This window comes from Saccharopolyspora sp. NPDC002686 (assembly GCF_040295745.1).
Taxonomy (GTDB): Bacteria; Actinomycetota; Actinomycetes; order Mycobacteriales; family Pseudonocardiaceae; genus Saccharopolyspora; species Saccharopolyspora oryzae.
Genome location: NZ_JBEOVY010000175.1, coordinates 1 through 15,705, shown reverse-complemented (window position 1 = coordinate 15,705; position 15,705 = coordinate 1). Strand labels below are relative to the sequence as shown.

At 70.8% G+C, this 15,705-nt stretch carries 17 protein-coding genes; 6 read left to right on the top strand and 11 right to left on the bottom strand.

Features of this window, described 5'->3' with window-relative positions:
• Both ABTZ89_RS22280 and ABTZ89_RS22275 read left to right on the top strand, forming a co-directional pair.
• Positions 1-461: GntR family transcriptional regulator (locus ABTZ89_RS22280; RefSeq protein ID WP_351047735.1), on the top strand; the 461-nt coding region annotated here is incomplete at its 5' end.
• 312 nt (positions 462-773) lie between these two features.
• Positions 774-2,075, top strand: coding sequence for an MFS transporter (locus ABTZ89_RS22275; RefSeq protein WP_351047733.1), 1,302 nt, complete (start codon positions 774-776; stop codon positions 2,073-2,075).
• Here ABTZ89_RS22275 and ABTZ89_RS22270 read toward each other — a convergent pair.
• Both ABTZ89_RS22270 and ABTZ89_RS22265 read right to left on the bottom strand, forming a co-directional pair.
• Positions 2,063-2,881: an alpha/beta fold hydrolase gene (locus ABTZ89_RS22270; RefSeq protein ID WP_351047730.1), complete on the bottom strand. Its 819-nt coding sequence runs from the start codon at positions 2,879-2,881 to the stop codon at positions 2,063-2,065. The genes ABTZ89_RS22275 and ABTZ89_RS22270 overlap by 13 nt on opposite strands.
• A gap of 46 nt (positions 2,882-2,927) precedes the next feature.
• Positions 2,928-3,728, bottom strand: a complete 801-nt coding sequence (locus tag ABTZ89_RS22265; protein WP_351047727.1) for an aspartate dehydrogenase domain-containing protein — start codon at positions 3,726-3,728, stop codon at positions 2,928-2,930.
• A gap of 139 nt (positions 3,729-3,867) precedes the next feature.
• Here ABTZ89_RS22265 and ABTZ89_RS22260 point away from each other — a divergent pair, with 139 nt between their 5' ends.
• Positions 3,868-4,368, top strand: coding sequence for a MarR family winged helix-turn-helix transcriptional regulator (locus ABTZ89_RS22260; RefSeq protein ID WP_270954362.1), 501 nt, complete (start codon positions 3,868-3,870; stop codon positions 4,366-4,368).
• Positions 4,369-4,379: 11 nt separating this feature from the next.
• On the opposite strand, the gene ABTZ89_RS22255 is transcribed toward ABTZ89_RS22260, so the two are convergent.
• The 7 genes from ABTZ89_RS22255 to pdxA form a co-directional block, all read right to left on the bottom strand.
• On the bottom strand, positions 4,380-5,312 hold the full coding sequence (locus tag ABTZ89_RS22255) for a cupin domain-containing protein (RefSeq protein ID WP_270954364.1): 933 nt from the start codon (positions 5,310-5,312) through the stop codon (positions 4,380-4,382).
• Positions 5,313-5,465: 153 nt separating this feature from the next.
• Positions 5,466-6,314: an NAD(+)/NADH kinase gene (locus ABTZ89_RS22250; RefSeq protein WP_351047723.1), complete on the bottom strand. Its 849-nt coding sequence runs from the start codon at positions 6,312-6,314 to the stop codon at positions 5,466-5,468.
• Between the two features lie 105 nt (positions 6,315-6,419).
• The gene (locus tag ABTZ89_RS22245; RefSeq protein WP_351047720.1) at positions 6,420-7,373 is read right to left on the bottom strand and encodes an aldo/keto reductase; all 954 of its coding nucleotides are present in this window, start codon (positions 7,371-7,373) and stop codon (positions 6,420-6,422) included.
• A 45-nt stretch (positions 7,374-7,418) separates the two neighbouring features.
• Positions 7,419-8,000, bottom strand: coding sequence for a DUF1707 SHOCT-like domain-containing protein (locus tag ABTZ89_RS22240; RefSeq protein ID WP_351047717.1), 582 nt, complete (start codon positions 7,998-8,000; stop codon positions 7,419-7,421).
• Between the two features lie 48 nt (positions 8,001-8,048).
• Positions 8,049-8,681, bottom strand: a complete 633-nt coding sequence (locus tag ABTZ89_RS22235; protein ID WP_270954370.1) for a maleylpyruvate isomerase N-terminal domain-containing protein — start codon at positions 8,679-8,681, stop codon at positions 8,049-8,051.
• Positions 8,682-8,735: 54 nt separating this feature from the next.
• Positions 8,736-9,530, bottom strand: coding sequence for a DeoR/GlpR family DNA-binding transcription regulator (locus ABTZ89_RS22230; RefSeq protein WP_270954372.1), 795 nt, complete (start codon positions 9,528-9,530; stop codon positions 8,736-8,738).
• 13 nt (positions 9,531-9,543) lie between these two features.
• Positions 9,544-10,548, bottom strand: coding sequence for a 4-hydroxythreonine-4-phosphate dehydrogenase PdxA (gene pdxA, locus ABTZ89_RS22225; protein ID WP_351047713.1), 1,005 nt, complete (start codon positions 10,546-10,548; stop codon positions 9,544-9,546).
• Between the two features lie 404 nt (positions 10,549-10,952).
• Here pdxA and ABTZ89_RS22220 point away from each other — a divergent pair, with 404 nt between their 5' ends.
• Positions 10,953-11,717, top strand: coding sequence for an HpcH/HpaI aldolase family protein (locus tag ABTZ89_RS22220; RefSeq protein ID WP_351047710.1), 765 nt, complete (start codon positions 10,953-10,955; stop codon positions 11,715-11,717).
• Between the two features lie 187 nt (positions 11,718-11,904).
• On the opposite strand, the gene ABTZ89_RS22215 is transcribed toward ABTZ89_RS22220, so the two are convergent.
• Complete coding sequence (locus tag ABTZ89_RS22215) at positions 11,905-12,795, bottom strand: NAD(P)-dependent oxidoreductase (RefSeq protein WP_351047707.1); 891 nt, start codon at positions 12,793-12,795, stop codon at positions 11,905-11,907.
• Between the two features lie 27 nt (positions 12,796-12,822).
• The gene (locus tag ABTZ89_RS22210; protein ID WP_270953402.1) at positions 12,823-14,163 is read right to left on the bottom strand and encodes an NAD(P)H-dependent oxidoreductase; all 1,341 of its coding nucleotides are present in this window, start codon (positions 14,161-14,163) and stop codon (positions 12,823-12,825) included.
• Between the two features lie 152 nt (positions 14,164-14,315).
• Between ABTZ89_RS22210 and ABTZ89_RS22205 the strand changes: the two genes are divergently transcribed.
• Both ABTZ89_RS22205 and ABTZ89_RS22200 read left to right on the top strand, forming a co-directional pair.
• On the top strand, positions 14,316-15,365 hold the full coding sequence (locus tag ABTZ89_RS22205; RefSeq protein ID WP_351047702.1) for a LacI family DNA-binding transcriptional regulator: 1,050 nt from the start codon (positions 14,316-14,318) through the stop codon (positions 15,363-15,365).
• Positions 15,356-15,667 (top strand): putative quinol monooxygenase, encoded by a 312-nt coding sequence (locus ABTZ89_RS22200; RefSeq protein ID WP_351047699.1) that lies wholly within the window; start codon positions 15,356-15,358, stop codon positions 15,665-15,667. Before ABTZ89_RS22205 ends, ABTZ89_RS22200 begins: the two co-directional genes overlap by 10 nt.
• The last annotated feature ends 38 nt before the right edge of the window (positions 15,668-15,705 follow it).

Below are 15,705 nucleotides of genomic sequence, written 5' to 3'. Positions count from 1 at the left end.
ACCGGGGCATGCGGGTCCGCACCCGCAGCCCCGAGGAGATCCTGGAGATCTACGAGGTGCGGATCTCGCTGGAGGCGACCGCCGCGTCGGCCGCGGCGCAGCGCCGCAGCGATTTCGACCTGGTCCGGATCGCCCGCGCGCAGAAGGCGATGGTCGCGACGTCCACATCGGACCCGGCGGCGATGGCGGCGGCGAACCTGACCGTGCACGAGGCGATCTGGGCGGCCAGCCACAACGGCACCATCGTCGACCTGCTCACCCGCCTCAACAACCACCTCACCCGCTACCCGGCCACCACCCTCAAGGTCCCGGGCCGCTGGGCGGAAGCGATCGACGAGCACGAAGCGATCATCGAAGCGATCGAGCAGCGCGACGCCGACCGGGCCCACGACCTGGCCCGGGTCCACATGACCAAGGCCAGAGAGCTCCGCCTCCGCATCTACGCCGAGAACACCGACTGACTCCCCGCCCCGCCCGGGGCATTTCGCTCGAAGCGGGCTGGCGCCACGAGCAGCGCCCGCTCAAGTCGTGCTGCCCACCCGTCATCTCGTGCACGGGTTCCTCGCGGCCAGCCCGGTACGGGCGTCCCCACTCCTCCGCTCGCTCCAGCCGGTTTCGGCAGCAGAAGCACGAGCACGCCGAGATTACTTGACACAAGTAATTTACCACCAAGATACTTTGCGGACTCGGCCGGGCGATGTGGCCCTTCCAGCGCCACCGCGCCCGAACTGTCCAGGCGCACCTCGCAGTGCGCCGGCCCGGAAGGAGCCCACGTGACCGCACTGAGGGAAGGCGGGCAGCGCACCGGCTCGCTGGCCCGGTGGCTGGGAGTGCTCACGCTGCTGGTCGTCGTGGCGATCTCCTACATCGACCGGGTCAACGTGTCGGTGCTGATCACCGATTCCGACTTCACCCAGCACTTCGGGATCGAGGGGAACCGCGCGGTGCAAGGCGCGCTGATGACCCTCTTCCTGGTCGGCTACGGGATCGCGGCCATGCTGATCACGCCGTGGTACGAAGCGGTGTTCGGCGTACGACGCGGCCTGATCGTCAGCCTGCTGTGCTGGGCGCTGTTCACCCTCGTCTCCCCGTACGCCGGTGGCGCGGTACTGCTGCTGACGCTGCGGTTCCTGCTCGGGGCCAGCGAGGGACCGCTGTTCTCGCTGAAGACCATGTACGTCAAGGACCAGTTCGCAGAAGGCACGTGGGGCAAGCCCAACGCCGTCAGCTCGATGGGCGTGTCCATCGGTACGGCGGTGGGCATTCCGGTGATCACCTTCGCCGTGGTGCAGTTCGGCTGGCACGGCTCGTTCCTGCTGCTCGCCGCGCTCAACCTGGTGGTGGGACTGCCGCTGGTCGCGGCGTTCATCCGAGTCTCCCGGCGGCGAACTGGCGTCCGGCAACCAGCCGTCCAGCGGTTCACGGCGGCGCTGCGCACGCCGAAGCTCGGCTGGATCCTGCTGATCGAGGTCGCCACGCTCGGCTACCTGTGGGGCAGCACGTCCTGGCTCCCGTCGTACTTGCTGCAGGCACGGCACTTCTCGTTGGCGCAGATGAGCGCGCTGTCGGCGCTGCCGTTCGTGGTCAGCCTGGCATCCGGCTTCCTCGGCGGGTACGTCATCGACCGCGTGTCACCTCGCCGAGTGCCGATCGTGCTGGTGATCGGCAGCGTGGGCACCGCGCTGTGCGCCACCACGGTCATGTTCGCGGAGTCGCGTTGGCTGGCGGCGTCCATGCTGATCCTGGCCAACGGGTTCTGGGGCCTGCAGGGGCCGGCGATTCCGACGCTGGTGCAGCAGTACGCGCCGCCGGGCACCGTCGGCAGCGCTTACGGCGTCATCAACGGCATCGGCAACCTGGTGTCCGCGCTGCTGCCGATGCTGATGGGCGTGGCCATCGCGCTGGGCGGCAACCAAGGGTTCGCCGCCGGGTACGGGCTGCTCGCGGCGACCCAGGTGCTCACGTTGCTGGGAGCAGTCGCCCTGCTCAGGGGACGTGGACCGCACACCTCGGCCGAGCACCCTCCGGCGGACCAACCCGCAGTGCTGAAACCGCAGCCAGGTCAGACCGCCTGATCGTCGCGCAGGCTTTCGACGGCGTCGATGTGGGACGAGACCCGGGCGTTGAACGACTCCGGCCGCTCCTGGTTGGCCAGGTGCCCGGCGCCGGAGATGGTCTCGAACACCGCGCCGGGAATGCCGTCGGCCAGCGCCCGGCTCTCCGGGATCCCGGTCACCCGGTCGCGGTCCCCGCACAGGACCAGGGTGGGGACTCGGATCTCGGCGAGCCGGGACGAGGTGTCCGCGTCGGCCATCGCCTCCACCGCGTAGCGGTAGCCGGGCAACCGGAGCGCCCTGGTCATGATGGCGATGGCCCGCTCGACGAGCTCGGGCGGTGCCTGCTCGGACAACAGGCGCGGCGCGCGGCGGCGGGCGAACTCCTCCGAGCCGAGTTCGGCGAGTTCGGCTGCCCTGGCGCGCATCTTCACGGCACCTGCTGGAGTCCGGCCGCTGCCCCGACTGGAGTCGGCCAGGACGAGGCTCCTGACCAGCTCGGGATGGCGCAGCGCCAGCGCCTGCGCGATCACCCCACCCCACGAGACACCGAGCAGGTGCGCAGAACCGCTGGCACGACTGCGGATGACGTCCGCGGCGGCATCGGCGAAGCCGGTGATGTCCACTTCGGACTCCGGATCGGCCGATCTGCCGTACCCCGGGGCGTCCCACGCGATGACGTGCGCCGTGCCGGCCAAGCCGTCGAGCTGCGGGCGGAACGACTCCGCGCAGGAGCCGATCCCGTGCAGGCAGAGGAGATCGGGCCCGCTGCCCGCTTCGACCAGGTGCAGTCCCGAGCGCTCGGGGACCGCGGCGGGATCCGTCATGTCGGCCTCCTCGATTCGGGTTGCTTCCGGGAGCAGGACCGGCCGATCAGCCGATCCGAACGCCGGTCGCCCTGAGATCGGCGATGCTGCGCAGCACCGAGTAGGCGACCACCGCACTGGATGCGGGATTGCGCGGCGACGGGTCGTTGGCGATCTCGAAGCGGTAGCTGCCGATCGACCCGTCGATCTCGATGACGTGCGCAGTGCGGGTCGCAGCCGGGTCGGCGACCACGCAGACCTCGACCAGTGCGCGATCACCGGCGGCGAAAGCCACTGTCGCGGCCACGTTGACGTTGTTCGGGAACAGCTGCACCGCCTGCGCGACACCGCCGTCGAACAGCTCCACCGGCTCGTCGCCCGGCTCCATCGCCTTCAGCCGGTCCGCCACCCCGGCTTCCATCCACGGCTGCAGCAGCGATCGCGGCTTCTTCCGGGAGGTGATCCGCACCCGGCGGAGCGGCCCGGCGAAGGCCGCCGCGCGCAGCAGGTCGAGGCCGCCGATCGCGCCTGAGCACAGCACCAGCCGCCCGCGCCGGGGCAGCCGGTCCACGAAGCCGTCCTCGAACAGGCCGCCGACGGACACCGCGACCAGGTCCCGGCCGGTGTCCAGCACCTGCGCCGCGACCTCCCGCAGCACGGCCGGTCCCGCCGCTTCCACCACGACGTCGCAGCGGCGCAGCAACTCGGCGAGGCTGTCCACAGCGGACGGACCTGCGTCGGCTCGGCGGCGCAGCACGGCCGCGACCCGAGCGCCCGGCACGGCTCCGGCGTCCAATTCCGACGCTACCTTGGCCCCGATCGAACCGAAGCCGAGAAGACCGACGCGCAGTGGTGGGGAGTTCGTCACGGGTGCTCCTCGCAGAACGTCGTGATCAATGCTCGCGTGCAGGCAGCGACGACTTGGTGGTCAGCGGCTTCTGCACGAGCGAGCTGCGACCATCGGTTAAGCTCCGTTCAACCCCTGGCCTACGAGGAGTCGACGACGAATGGACCCGGTTGAAGAGGTGCTCGCGCAGTGGGGGGAACAGCGCCCGGACCTCGACGCCTCCCCGATCGCGATCTTCGGCAGGGTCCGGCGGATCGCCGACCTCGCTTCCGGCAGCCTCCGCGGCTACCTGAAGTCGTTCGGGCTGAACCCCGGTTCCTTCGACATCCTGTGCAACCTGCGCCGCGGCGGCAAACCGTACCGGAAGACGCCGTCCGAGCTGGCCGCATCCGCGCTCGTCACCTCCGGTGCGATGACCGGGCGGCTGGACGCGCTGGAGGCGGACGGGCTGATCCGCCGCCGCCAGCACCCGACCGACCGCCGGGTCAGCTACGCCGAACTGACCCCGGCAGGCCGCAAGCTCATCGACCGCGTTCTCAGCGGCCACCTGGATCGCGAAGAGCTGCTGCTCGCCCACCTGGGCCAGGACGACCGCGAGACCATCGAGCGGGCGCTCGCCCTGCTCGAAGGGTCGGTGCGGGAAGCCATCGAGACGAAATAGCCGAAGAGCGCTCAGCCGGCGTTGGTCCACCGATCGGCAGCCGGCGTCGCGGTGCCCAGCGCCGCCGACAGCTTGGCCACCCCGGCACCGCTGTTGCGCAGCCGGAACGTCTGCCCCGCCTCGACCAGGACCAGGTCGCGCGCACCGAGCAGCGTCGACGCGGCCTGCTCCCCGTCGGTGAACTCCACCGCCACCTGGCCTTCCCAGACCATGAACGCGACCTCGTGGTCGAAGGTGTAGGTCAGCGTCTCGGCCCGCTCGGGCAGATGCAGGAACTCCAGGCTGAACCGAATGCTGGGCACGACGCCGCCCTGCTCCGCCGGGAGCACGTACGGCTGGGTCGCCAGCTCCGATCCGTTGTCCAGGGTGTGCCAGTGGATCGGAGCCTGCGCGCCGCGCACGACGTACTGGTGCGCCTCGACCACCCGCGGGTCGGCCGGGTCCGGCAACGGCTGGCGGAACTCCGGGGCTCCGTCGCCCTTGCTCGGGTGGGACCGGTAGTTCGGCATCATCGGCTTGGGGTGGCCGACCATGAACTGCGCGACGATCGGCTCGGGGCCGTCGTTGCGGAAGCCGTGCGCCCGCTCCGCCGGATTGACCAGCGCGTCCCCCGGCCCCAGCACGATGTCGACGAACTCGCCGTCGAAGTCCCAGCTGACCACCATCCGGCCGGAGTGGATGAGGAAGATCTCCTCGATCTCGTGCGTGTGCACGGCGGCGTAGCGATCCGGATCCTGGTACAGCAGGCTCGTGGTGAAGTGCTTGGGCACCAACGTGGTTTCGTCGCCGGTCTTGGGCGAACCGCCGGAACCGATGTAGCGCATCTGCGCGCGGGCCAGTTCGGGGTAGCCCCGGCTGGCGGGGAAGGCGTCCCAGTCCCAGATCTTCTCGATGTGCCGCCCGACGCTGGCGACCAGCCGGTCGGCCTGGCTCAAGTCCGTCACGTCGATCTCCCTGCTCCGTCGATTCCCTGCAGATACTTTAGTACCACGTATCTTAGAAACAAGCTACATCCGGAGCGGCGTCCGGCAGGGACCGTTCGCGCTGAATCCCCACGCGCACCAAGAAATCGGCACCACGTGAGGTGACGGCCCCGGTCAGACGGTCGGGGAGCCGGTGAGGCGGAGCTTTCGCTGGGCCCGCTGGTAGAAGGTGGTCCGCCCGAGGCGGATCACCCGGGCCGCCGCTGGTTCGACGGTGATGTCGACGAGGGTTCCGGGCTGCGGGCGGGCGACCAGCCTGCCGTCGACCTCGACGCCGAGCTCGCCGCTGGTGGGCAGGATCTGCAGGGCCAGGGCCTCGCGCTCGGACAGGAACAGGGCCCGGTTGAAGGCCGAGTGCGGCGCCACCGGCGTGATCAGCAGGCCTTCGACCCTGGGGGACACGATCGGGCCGCCCGCGGAGAAGCTGTACGCCGTGGAGCCCGTCGGGGTCGCCACGACGATCGCGTCCGCGGAGTAGCGGACGAACGGGTGCCCCTCGATGCACACCTCGATCGCAGCCATCGCCTGCCCCGGCGAGCGCAGCAGCGCGACGTCGTTGAACGCGATCACGGAGCGGTCCGGGCTCGTGATGTGCAGGCCCGAGCGGGTCTCGATGGTGAAGCGGTCCTCGTCGATCGCGCACAGCGCGGCTTCCAGCTCGTGCGTGTCGATCTCGGGCAGGAAGCCCAACCGCCCCAGGTTCACGCCCAGCACCGGCGTGCCGTCGCCGTAGGCGATCCGCAGCGCGCGCAGCATGGTGCCGTCGCCGCCGAGGCTGACCACGAGGTCAGCCCGCTGCCCCAGGTCTTCCGAGGTCAGGGCCGTGATCGACGACCGGGTCTCGCCTGCGATGCCGACGACCTCGATGTCGCGCGCGGCCGCCCACTCCGCGATCACCCCGACCACTCCGGCGCAGTCCCGGCGCGGATGCTGGACCAGACCGACTGCCTTGATCGAGCCCATGGCCCCGCCTCCTCCCGTCGCGGACCACGCACCCCGCATTGTCCGGCCGGAAGCGCCGGAGCGCTCGGTCGGCACATCCGTTCGAGACGAGTCCGATGTGGACGATCAGGGCAGGGCTTCGCCCCGGGCCGTGATCCAGAGGCGGTACCACTCCTCGTGGGTGAGCTCCGGTTCCCGCTCGGCCGCGTACCGGCAGGCCCGGATGCGGTCGGGGTTCGTCGTCCCGATGACCGGCGCGATCCGGGCCGGGTGGCGCTGGAGCCACCAGAGCACGATGGCCTCCGGGGTGACGCCCTTCGCCTCGGACAGGTCGGCGACGAGCTGCGCCGTCGCCCGCTCGGCCGGGCTCTGCTGGCGGCCGGTGAAGCGCCCCTTCGCCAGCGGCCCCCACGCCTGCAGGCCGATGCCGTTCATCCGGCAGTGCTCGATCGTCCCGGCCGGGAAACCGTTCGCCGCGCCCGCGGAGGTGTTCACCAGGACCCCGGACTCGACCCAGTCGCGGCGGAGCAGGCTCATCTCGAGCTGGTTGGCGATCAGCGGCACACCGAGGTGCGCTTGCAGGTGCGCGATCTGCGCGGCGTTCATGTTGGACACGCCGAACTGGCGGACCAGGCCCTGCTCGTGCAGCGACATGAGCCCCTTGGCGATGTCCTCCGGGTCCGCCAGGGGGTCCGGCCGATGCAGCAGGAGGACGTCGATCACGTCGGTGCGCAGCCGGGCGAGGCTCTCCTCGACCCGCTGGACGATGCTGGCACCGCGCAGGTCGTAGATCCCGGGCCGGTCGCCGTCGGCGAGCCGGATCCCGCACTTGGTCTGCAGCACGATGCGCTCGCGCAACCCGGGCGTGCGGGCCAGGACCTCGCCGAACACCGCTTCAGCCTTGCCTCGCCGGTAGATGTCGGCGTGGTCGAACATGCTGATCCCGGCGTCCAGCGCCGCCCGGATCGCGGCCTCGGCCTCGGCGATGTCGCCAGCGCCGAGGGGTTCGGCGTCCCAGCTCCCGCCGAGCCCCATGCAGCCGTACAACACGCGGTGGTCGTGCACGCTCGCCTCAGTCACGCCGGGCATCATTCCACGCCGCGATCCGCACACCCGCGCACGAGGTCAGGAGAGGCGGCGCAGCTTCCGGCGTTCCCAGGCGTTGGGGTGGCGGATGACCACGCCTGCCATCCCACCGGTCCCGCTGAGGCGGATCAGCGGGGCACCGGCTTCCCGCTCGGGCGTGGTCTTGTCCTTCAGCCCGCCGATCCCGGGATCCATCTCGGCGGTCTCCGCAGCCCAGCCCTCGGGGATGACGATCGTGACCCCGGCCATCTGACCGTGCGCCTCCAGGTCGATGACCGGCAGGCGGCAGTCGGTCCGGCTGAAGTCGAGCGTCACCCCGCCCATCCCGCCGTGCGCGCTGATCTGCGCCGGGACCTGCCACTGCCCGGTCCGCGACGCGCCGTGCAACCCGCCCTTGAGCAGCAGCGGCTCGCCCGGGTTCGCGGAACGCCCGGACGGCAGGTCGGCCGTGAGCGGCTCCAGCTCGGCGTAGGTCTTGGCGGCCAGTGCCCGGTCGACCCGCTCGGTCAGCTCGGAGAAGTCGATGCGCCCTTCACCAGCAGCTTCCTGCAACCGCTGCACCACCGCGTCGCGGTCGGCGTTGGAAGCACGCATTTCGCTCGGACGGGCCTTATCGGGCATGCGCCGATGATATACACCCCTTGATCTGCGGCGGGCGCTTCGCAGGGATCAGATCGCGGCGATCGTTCCGGGCGCGCGTTCCTCGCGGCTCAGCGCGCGCAGCACCGCGGTCTGGCCGTGGCGGCGGACGGCGAGGCCGGACAGCAGTGCGAGCACCGGTTCGACGACCGACTCCGGGAGTTCCGGCGTCTCGATGCCCACGCTCACGGCCAGGTCGTCGGAGTGCACCGAGATCTCCATCATCCGCGTGACCAGGAAGTCGGTGAGCAGGACCGGCCTCGGCCCGAAGGAGACCACGCGGTCGTCCGGTTCGGCCGGCAGGGCGGTGCGCTGCTCGTCGATGGCCGCGGCCACCTCGTCGGCCAGCGCCTCGACTCCGCGCGCCGCTGCCTCCTCACCCTGCTTGCGGATGCGGACGTTGACGTCGGAGTCGGTTCCGGTGCTGAAAGCCTCGGCAGCGGCGTAGAACTCGGCGAGGGACAGCGGCCTCTCCGCCGTCGGTTCGGCAGCCAGCAGCCGGGAGCTGTACAAGACCTGGCAGCCCAGGTGTCCGGCCAGGCCGCGAACGCTGAACTCCGCCAGCGCGCTGGGCCGGTCCCAGGCCGCGGCAACCGCCGGGTCGCGGAGCAGTCGCACTGCCGACTCCGCCGCTTCGAGGTAAGCCCGGCTCATCGCGGTCATCCCAGATCTCCCCATCTCACGTGATCTTCGACCGGACGAGTATGCCCGACCGCGCTAGCCGCCCGAAACGTCGTTGCCCGTTTCGTCGGCGAGCACCACTCGAATTCCCTTCGCCCGGAACGGTTCCAGATCCTCCTCGACGGCCGATGCGTCCGTCACGAGCGTCCACTTCGGAGGGAGCGGGGCCCAGGCGTGGAAGGGGCGGCGACCGATCTTGGCCGCGTGGACGAGCACGTAGACGTGGTCGGCGCGGCGCGCCATCAGCTCCTTGAGGCGGGTCTGGCGGATGTCGGCCTCGCAGATCCCGTCGTCGGCCGTGACGCCGTCGGCGCCCAGGAAGACCCGGTCGAAAGTGCGGCGTTCCAGCGCCGCTTCGGCCAGCGGGCCGATGAACCCCTGGCTCTTCGGGCGGAGCACGCCGCCGAGGCATTCCACCGTCACCACGTCGGACGCGGCCAGCTCTTGCAAGGCCGTCATGCCGGTCGTCACCACGGTCAGCTCCGGGCCGTTGCGCAGTTCGTTGGCCAGCGCCCCGGTCGTCGAACCCGCGTCGAGCAGCACGGTTTCGCCGACGCCGATCTGGCGGGCGGCCCAGCGGGCGATGGCCCGCTTCGCCTCGAACTCCTCGCCGACGCGCTGGCGCAGGCTCGCCTCGGGGTGGGCGACGATCGCCATCGCACCGCCGTAGGTGCGGGCCAGCGCGCCCGCCCGTTCCAGCTGGGCCAGGTCGCGCCGGATCGTCGAGGCGGTGACCCCGAAGTGGGCGGACAACTCGTCCACACCGGTCAGACCGGTGGTGGTGGCCAGCTGGACGATGGCCTCCCGGCGGAGCTTGGAATCGCGGGGCACTCGGACGTCCCTTTCAGCTGACGGAAACCGGCGCCAGGTCCGCGGCCTGGCGCAGGGCCTCGACCATGCTACCCACGTCGGCCGTGCCGGTCCCCGCGATATCGAAAGCCGTGCCGTGGTCCACCGACGTGCGGATCACCGGCAGCCCGGCGGTGATGTTCACACCCGCCTCGATGCCCAGCACCTTGACCGGCGCGTGCCCCTGGTCGTGGTACATCGCGACGATCAGGTCGTAATCCCCGCGGCCGGCGAGGAAGAACGCGGTGTCGGCGGGCAGCGGACCGCGCGCGTCGATGCCCTCGGCGCGCAGTTCTTCCAGCGCCGGAACGATCTTCTCCTCCTCCTCGCCCGCGCCGAACAGCCCGTTCTCCCCCGCGTGCGGGTTGATCCCGCACACCCCGATGACCGGCGCGTCGACACCGGACGCCCGGATCGCGGCGTGGCCGCGGCGGACCGTGCGCGCCACCAGACCGGGCTCGATCTTGGCGATCGCGTCGATCAGCCCGATGTGCGTGGTCACGTGGATGACCTTGACCTTCGGCGTGGACAGCATCATCGACACCTCCTCGGTGCCGGTGAGCGCGGCGAGGAGTTCGGTGTGCCCGGGGAAGTCGTGCCCCGCGGCGTGCAGCGCCTTCTTGTTGAGCGGGGCCGTGCAGATCGCCTGGACCTCGCCGGCGACCGCGAGTTCCGCGGCGACGCGCACGTACTGGTAGGCCGCTTCGCCGGCCACCGCGCTCAACTCTCCCCACGGCAGATCTCCCGGCAGCAGGCCGAGGTCGACGACGTCGATGCGCCCGGGTTCGAACCGCGCCTCGGCGACGGAGTCGACCGCGACCACCTCGACCGCCGCACCGCGCAGCCGGGCGGCTTCGCGCAGTCGTCGAGCATCCCCGATGACCAGGGGGCGGCACAGCTCGTGCACGGCCGCGTCGGCGAGTGCGCCGACCACGACCTCGGGGCCGATGCCGGCCCCGTCCCCCATGGTGACGGCTATGACTGGCGCGGACGCGTTCACTGGGCCTCCTGGAGATCGAGCTGTCGGGCGAGGCACCGGTGCGGTGGTTCGATGCCGCGCAATCGAGCATGCTCGTTCTGCGCGAAACACGCAAGACAGATCGCCAGGCTGGTCCGGTCCAAGCGTTCACCCACCCCAACCGGGAATCGGACACAACTGGGAATGCCCGGGCAAGCGCCTTATCACGCGCCCCGTCCTCGCACACGATGCTGCGCAAATCACGCCATCTTAGTTGCGCAAATCACGCAGTTGTGTCAGCGTCGGAGCACCAGGTGCTCACGGGAGTTCCGCTGCCGACCGCGCTGCCGCGCCCCGCTGCGATCACGTGCGAGAAGCGCTGAACTCCAACGGAAGCGCACCCGCTCCACCGCCCGCGCCGAACCCGGAGAACAGGAGAGCATCCCGTGAGCGCACTCGACTTCGCCCGCCGGATCCGCAACCGCGAGCAGGCCATCGGCTACTGGGTCGCGCTCGACGACCCGGTCGCCACCGAACGCCTCGCCCGGCTCGGCTACGACTACGTGGTGGTCGACGCCCAGCACGGCATGCTCGGCTACGCCGGCGTCCGCAACGCGATGCTGGCCATCGACGCCGGCACCACGTCCGCTCCCCTGGTCCGCGTCGGGCAGAACGACCCGTACGCCATCGGGCGAGCGCTCGACGCGGGCGCGAACGGTGTCATCGTGCCGCTGGTCGACACGGCCGAGGACGCGGCGGCGGCAGTGCGCGCGACGCGCTACCCGCCGGAGGGCCGGCGCTCCTTCGGACCGATGCGCAGCCAGCTGCGCGTGGGCCCCGACCCGGCCGAGGCGAACGAATCGGTGCTGGTCCTGGCGATGATCGAGACGCCGGAGGGCCTGGCCAACGTCGCCGAGATCTGCGCGACGCCCGGTCTCGACGGCGTCTACATCGGGCCGGCGGACCTGCGCCTGGCCGTCGGCGGCGCGACCGCGTCCGACCCCGCCGTGGACGACGTGTTCGAGGAGGCGGTGGTGAAGATCGCCGAGGCCGCCGCCGACGCCGGGATCGCCGCGGGCTTCCACACCCCGACCGGCGAGGTCGCCAAGCGCCGGCTCGCGCAGGGCTTCACCTACGCGACGGTGTCCTGCGACCTCGTGCACCTGGAGGAAGCGGCGATGGCCCACCTCTCGGCAGCGCGGGAGGGATGAGCGGTGAAGCGATGCGGTTCCCGCGTTCCCACGCGGTACCGGACAGCGCCGACCGGGGAAATCCCCGACTGGACGGCCGGTCGCCGACTACGACGCCGGTAGGAGAGCCGGGGTTCAGCTGAGCGAGCGGCGTCGTGGTCGTCCGGGCGATCACGGCGTTGCCGAGAACGCCGGCTCTGACCGGCGCTCACTCGTTCGCGATGGTTCGGATCAGGCCCGAGTGGTCCAGATCGCCGTCACCGGCGGCGACCATCCTGCCGAACTGGGCGCGCAAGAGCTCGGACACCTCCGACGGCGCACCGGCGCTGTTCGCCGCTTCGACGGCGAACACGAGGTCCTTCAACTGGTTCCGGGCGCTACCACCACCGGCGAAGTCCTCGCTCAGCCATCGCGCCGACTTCTGGCTCAGCACCTCCGATCCGGCGAGACCACCGGAGAGCGCCCGCAGCAGGTCGGCTCGGGGCAGACCGCAGCGCTGCGCCAGGCAGAGCGCCTCGCTCAACGCCGCGATCGTGCCCGCCACCACCACCTGGTTGCACGCCTTGGCCAGCTGACCGGCACCGCACTCCCCCATGCGCACAACCGTTTCCGCGACAGCGGAGAACACCGGCTCAAGCGACTCCACCGCACTCGGATCGCCGCCCACCATCAAGCTCAGCGAGCCGCGTTCCGCACCGGGCACGCCGCCGCTCATCGGCGCGTCGACGACCCGGACGCCGTGGTCCGCTCGCAGGCGCTCGGCGAATTCCCGGACCGCGACGGGCGAGACGGTTCCGTGCACGACCAGGATCGGATCCACGACGCCGTTGCCGCGCCAACCCGCCAACAGGCCTTCCGGGCCGGTGAGAAGGGAGTCGACCTGCGGCAGGTCGGGCAGCACCGTGAGGACCACGTCGCAGGCGGCTTCGGCCGGCGACGCAGCCTGCCGAGCCCCCAGCTCGACTAAGCGCGCCGCGCGTTCCGGCGTGCGGTTCCACACGGTGAGCGATCCGAGCCGGCGGACCAGGTTGGCCGCCATCGGCTCCCCCATCGGTCCCAGCCCGAGCAGGGAGGCAGAACGTGCGGCGGGTGTCGTCATCGGTCCTCGCAATCGTCGCGGGTCGGGTCAGCCCTGGGCGAGGAGTTGTTCCGTTTCCGCCCGGAGTTCGAGCACCTGCGCGAACGAGTCGTCGAGCACCACGTCGTCGCGGGTGAGTACCGCGCCCTTCGGGATGTCGCGCCGCAGCTCCACGTGGTGCGCCAGCGCGATGGGCAGTGCGCCCCGCTCGACCGAGGCCCGGGCCGAGATCAGCTTGCCCCACACGGTGTAGCCACCTTCGCCGTCGAGTTCCTCGCCGGCCTTCAGGTCCTTCTTCGCGGTCGCCACCACATCGCCGAAGAAGCCCTTCGGCGCACCGGTCGCCACCCCGCGCAGGGCCGCGTTGGCGATGGTGATCCCGAGTTCCAGCCCGACGTAGTGGTAAGGGCGGTACAGCGCGGCGTACTGCTTCGTCGGGTCCGGGTGCCACGGGTACTCCCCGAAGCAGCCCGAGACGTAGTCGTTGGTGGCCTTGACGACGACGAAGACCCCCTCCTGCGTGTTGTGCGGAATCCAGTCGCCTTCGCGGGTCACGCTGGACATGACGTCCACCGATCCCTCGTGCGCCAGCACTCCGCCGACTTCCGCCGGCCGGCAGACGGTGGCGATCTCCTCGACGTCACCCGGGGTGAAGGTGAGCCCTTCGTCGGACGGGACCAGGCCAGCGGCGTTGGCGACCGCAGCCATTTCGATGGCCGCTTTCGTCCCGTCCCGGAACGCGGTGTGCATGTAGGGGTTGAGCTGCCCGGAATCGGTGAGCTCCTTGGAGAACTCCCAGTTCTCCCACACGTTGTCCGGGTTCATCTCGTGGTAGTGCTCCAGGTACTTGGCGCCCTTGCCCGCGCACACCACCTGGAAACCGGAAGTCCGCGCCCAGTCCACGAGTTCCATGATCAGCGCGGGCTGGTCGCCGTAGGCCAGCGAGTAGACCAGCCCGCGGTCGGCGGCCCGCCGGGCGAGCGCCGGTCCCAGCAACGCATCGGCCTCGACGGTCACCATGATGATGTGCTGGCCGGTCTCGATGGCCTTGAGCGCGTGCGAGGTCCCCACGATGGGGTTCCCGGTCGCCTCCACGACCACGTCGATGTCCGGGGTGAACAGCCGGCTCGCGTCGGGCAGGATCGCGGTCCGGTCGCTTGTCAGCGCGTCGTCCAGATCGGCGGCCACGGCTTCCGGCGGCCAGTCGACCAGCTTGAGCGCCTGGTGCGCACGGGCGAGGTCGATGTCGGCCACGGCCGCCACGTGCACACCCGGGGTGGCCCGGACCTGGGCGAGGAACATCGTGCCGAAGCGACCGGCTCCGATGACCCCGACCCGGATCGGCTTGCCATCGTGTTCGCGCGCCAGCAGCAAATCGTGCAAGTTCACCGGAACTCCCGAGGTGATAGCATGTGGTAACGGTTCCAGTTTTGTACCACCCCGATTTCCGGACCGTCAACGCCCGACCGCGCCGACCACCTCCCGCCCCGGTCCGCCGGCACCGGTGGCTTAGGGTCCGTCCGAGCTCGGGAAGGAGTTCCATGAAGAAGGCGGCAACCATTCGAGACGTCGCCGCGCAGGCCGGCGTGTCCGTCTCGGTGGTGTCACGCGTCCTCAACGACACCGGCCCCGTCGCGCCCGAGAAGCGGGCGAAGGTGCTGGCGGCGATCGACGCCCTCGACTACCGGCCGCGCGCCGCCGCGCGCCAGCTGAGCCAGGGCGAGAGCAGCACCATCGGATTGCTGCTGGCGGATCTGGCCAACCCGTTCTTCGCCCGGCTCGCCGACCGCGTGGTCGCCGAAGCCCGCTCCCGCGAGCTGCAGATCCTGCTCATGACCACCCAGGAGGACCCGCACCTGGAGGCGCAGGCGCTCGACACCCTCCTGGACCGTTCCGTCGGCGGCCTGATCGGCACCCCGACCGGCGCCAACGTCGAGCGCTGGGAGAAGCTCGCCTCGCTGGACATCCCGGTGACCTTCGTGGACCGGGCGATCAACGGGCTCGCCCAGGTGGACGTGGTCAGCATCGAGAACGTCGAATCCGCCGCGACCGCGACCGCGCACCTGCTCGCCCGCGGGCACCGGCGGATCGGCCTCGTGTCCGGCCCCCTGGACACCACGACCGGGTTCGACCGGGTTCGCGGGTACGAGCAGGCGCTGCAGGAGCACGGCGTGGCCCCGGACGACCGGCTGGTGCGCCCGGTGCCGTTCCGCGGCGATCGCGGCGCCGACGTGGTGGCGCAGATGCTGGGCCTGGACGAGCCCCCGACCAGCCTCATCGTCGCCAACACCGCGCAGGTGCGCGTGGTGCTGCGCATGCTCTTCCAGGCGCGGGTGTCCATTCCGGACGATCTGTCGGTGGTGGTCTTCGACGACAACCCGTGGACCGAGCTGATCCGCCCCCCGCTGACCGCGGTCCGCCAGCCGATCGACCTGCTCGCGCTGCACGCGGTGGAGCTCATCCACGCGCGCATGCGGCAGAAGCTCGCACCCGGACCCCGCCACGTCCGCGTTGCCGCCGAGTTCCTGGAACGGGCCAGCACCGCACGAGTTCGACCTGTCAGCAACAGATCGGAGCGACCATGCCAGTGATCGTCACCGCCGTCTTCGAACCGCTGCCCGGATCCCGCGACGCGGCGAAGCGGGCCATCCAGGCCGCACTTCCGGCTGTCCACGAGGAAGCGGGCTGCGTGTACTACGCGTTGCACGACGCGGCGGACGGCTCGTTGGTCCTCATCGAGAAGTGGGAGTCCCAAGAACTCCTCGACGCCCACTCCGCCGGAGCGCCGGTGGCGCGGCTCAACGACTCCCTGGCGGGACTCCTCCAGTCGGCCCCGGCCGTCACGGTCATGGCACCGCTGCCCGGCGGGGACCCGGCCAAGGGCCAGATCTGACGCACCGTTGTGCCACCGAGCCGCGAAGGCGCGGTGGC